This window comes from Luteibacter sp., from assembly GCF_051958795.1.
Classification (GTDB): Bacteria; Pseudomonadota; Gammaproteobacteria; order Xanthomonadales; family Rhodanobacteraceae; genus Luteibacter.
Genome location: NZ_JBQCFT010000417.1, coordinates 1 through 2,369, shown reverse-complemented (window position 1 = coordinate 2,369; position 2,369 = coordinate 1). Strand labels below are relative to the sequence as shown.

The 2,369-nt window shown below is 66.5% G+C and carries 2 protein-coding genes; one reads left to right on the top strand and one right to left on the bottom strand.

Going from position 1 to position 2,369, the window contains the following annotated elements:
- Positions 1-180 precede the first annotated feature (180 nt).
- Positions 181-1,098, bottom strand: coding sequence for a LysR family transcriptional regulator (locus ACTHLF_RS21055; RefSeq protein ID WP_440330160.1), 918 nt, complete (start codon positions 1,096-1,098; stop codon positions 181-183).
- Positions 1,099-1,201: 103 nt separating this feature from the next.
- On the opposite strand from ACTHLF_RS21055, the gene ACTHLF_RS21050 reads away from it, so the two are divergent.
- Positions 1,202-2,215, top strand: a complete 1,014-nt coding sequence (locus ACTHLF_RS21050) for a zinc-binding alcohol dehydrogenase family protein (protein WP_440330158.1) — start codon at positions 1,202-1,204, stop codon at positions 2,213-2,215.
- Positions 2,216-2,369 lie beyond the last annotated feature (154 nt).

The following is a 2,369-nucleotide window of genomic DNA, read 5'->3' as shown; positions in this document are numbered from 1 at the left end:
TGGAGACCGACCTCGGCGAAGGCACGGAGATCCACGTAAGCGTGCCGGGCCGGCTGATTTACGCGACCCGCAAAGGCCCCGCTCCCTTGTAGGAGCGCGCCCTGCGCGCGACATCTTTCGCCATACCGCCGCAGGGCCCTGAAATGCCGAGGCGAAAGATGTCGCCCACAGGGTGGGCTCCTACGCAACCGGGGGGCACGTCGCCAACAACGCCTCACACCGCTCGCGCAGGAATCCCTTCAACCGCGTCATCGCTGGCGTCAGTCGCGACCGGTGCGCGCACACCAGGTTCAGCGGCGAAGGCTCGCAATGCGCATGCGGGAACAACTCCACCAGCCTTCCCGCCTTGATGTCTTCCAACACATCGAGCCGCGATTTGTACACGATACCTTCGCCCGCGACAGCCCAGCGCCGCACCACATCGGCATCGTCACTGATGCGATTGCCCGTGACCGACACCGTGCGATCGCCGCCGGGCAACGTGAACCGCCAGCGCTCGTGCACCTGCTCGCTCCACACGTAGCGCAGGCAGTTGTGCTGGCGGAGGTCGTCAACGGTGGAAGGCTTGCCGTGCTTCGCGAGGTACGCAGGCGAGGCGCAAAGCGCACGGCGGTTGTGCTCGAGCAGCGGCATGGCGACCAGCGAGGAATCCGCGAGCGTGCCATAGCGGATCGCCGCATCGAGTGGCTGGCGGACAAGATCGACGGAGCGGTCGCTCATGCGGATGTGCAGCGACAGGCCGGGGTGTTCGTGCTGGAACGCATCCAGCCAGCCGAGCAGCAGATTGCGGCCGAGGTCTGACGACACCGACAACCGCAGCAGCCCCTTCAGCGCACTGCCTTCGCGGGCCAGCGCCTGCTGCCCCTGGTGCTGGGCATCGAGCATGGCCCGGGCGTGCGGCAGGTAGCGCTCGCCATCCTCCGAGAGCTGCATGCTCCGGGTTGAGCGGGTGAACAGGCGAACCCCCAGCTCCTTTTCAAGGCGCTGGACGGCGCTGCTGGCCAGCCCCGGGGCGATATTCAGCTGGCGGGCGGCCTCGGAGAAGCTCTCGGCCTCCACCGTCTGGACGAAGATCTGGACGTCATCGAGCCGGATCATTTTCTTCGTTTCGCGGAAAGTGTTCCGGTAGTTTGCCTGTTTTTCCGGATAGCCGGGAAAGCCAGAATGGCCCTCATCGCCCCTCCTCCCAAGGATTACCGCCATGAAAGCCGTCGGCTTCTACCAGAACCTCCCGATCGACCACGCCCAGGCGCTGCAGGACATCGAGCTCTCCACCCCGACCCTCGGTGACTACGACCTGCTGGTCGAGGTGAAGGCCGTATCGGTGAACCCGGTGGACACCAAGGTCCGCAACGGTGGCAACGTGCCCGAAGGCCAGGCACGGGTGCTGGGCTGGGATGCCGCCGGCATCGTCCGCGCCACCGGCCCGCTGGCGACCCGATTCAAGCCGGGCGACCGCGTCTGGTACGCCGGGGACCTCACCCGCGCCGGGAGCAATGCCGAACTGCAGGCCGTGGACGAACGTGCTGTGGGCCCCATGCCCGCCTCGCTCGGTTTCGCCGAAGCCGCCTCGCTGCCGCTGACCGCCATCACCGCGTGGGAACTGCTGTTCGATCGCCTCCGCGCGAATGAAGCCGACCCGACCGAGAACCGCGCCATCCTGGTGGTCGGCGCCGCTGGCGGCGTCGGCTCCATCCTCACCCAGCTCGTGCGCCAGCTTACCGGCCTCACCGTGATCGGCACCGCCTCACGCCCGGAAACGCGCGACTGGGTCCTCGCCCACGGCGCACACCACACCATCGACCACCACAAGCCGTGGAAGGCACAGCTCGAGGCGCTCGGCATCAACGAACTCGCCTACGTCGCCAGCCTCAACGGCACGGCACGAAACGTCGAACAGATCGCCGACGTACTGATGCCCGAAGGCGCATTCGCATTGATCGACGACCCCAAGACACTCGACATCGCGCCGTTCAAGCTGAAGTCGATCGCGGTCCACTGGGAACTCAAGTTCACGCGCACGATGTTCAACACGCGAAGCCTCGCGCGGCAGCATGCGTTGCTCCGCCGTGTGGCCGAGCTCGTAGATCGTGGCGATATCGTGCACACGATGACGCAGCAGATCGAAGGCCTGGATGCCGCCGGCCTCAAGAAAGCACACGCGCTGGTAGAAGCAGGCGACATGATCGGCAAGGTCGTCGTAACCGCCGCCTGACCGCGCAAAAGCTTTTGTGGGAGCGCGCGCGCGCGCGAGGGGTGGGCGCCGCAAAGACCCCAACCGCGCCATCGCGCTCACACCAAATCATTTGCGCGGGGGCGGCGCGGGTACCGCCTACGGGGCGATCCTGTCGCGCGCTTCTTACAGAGCG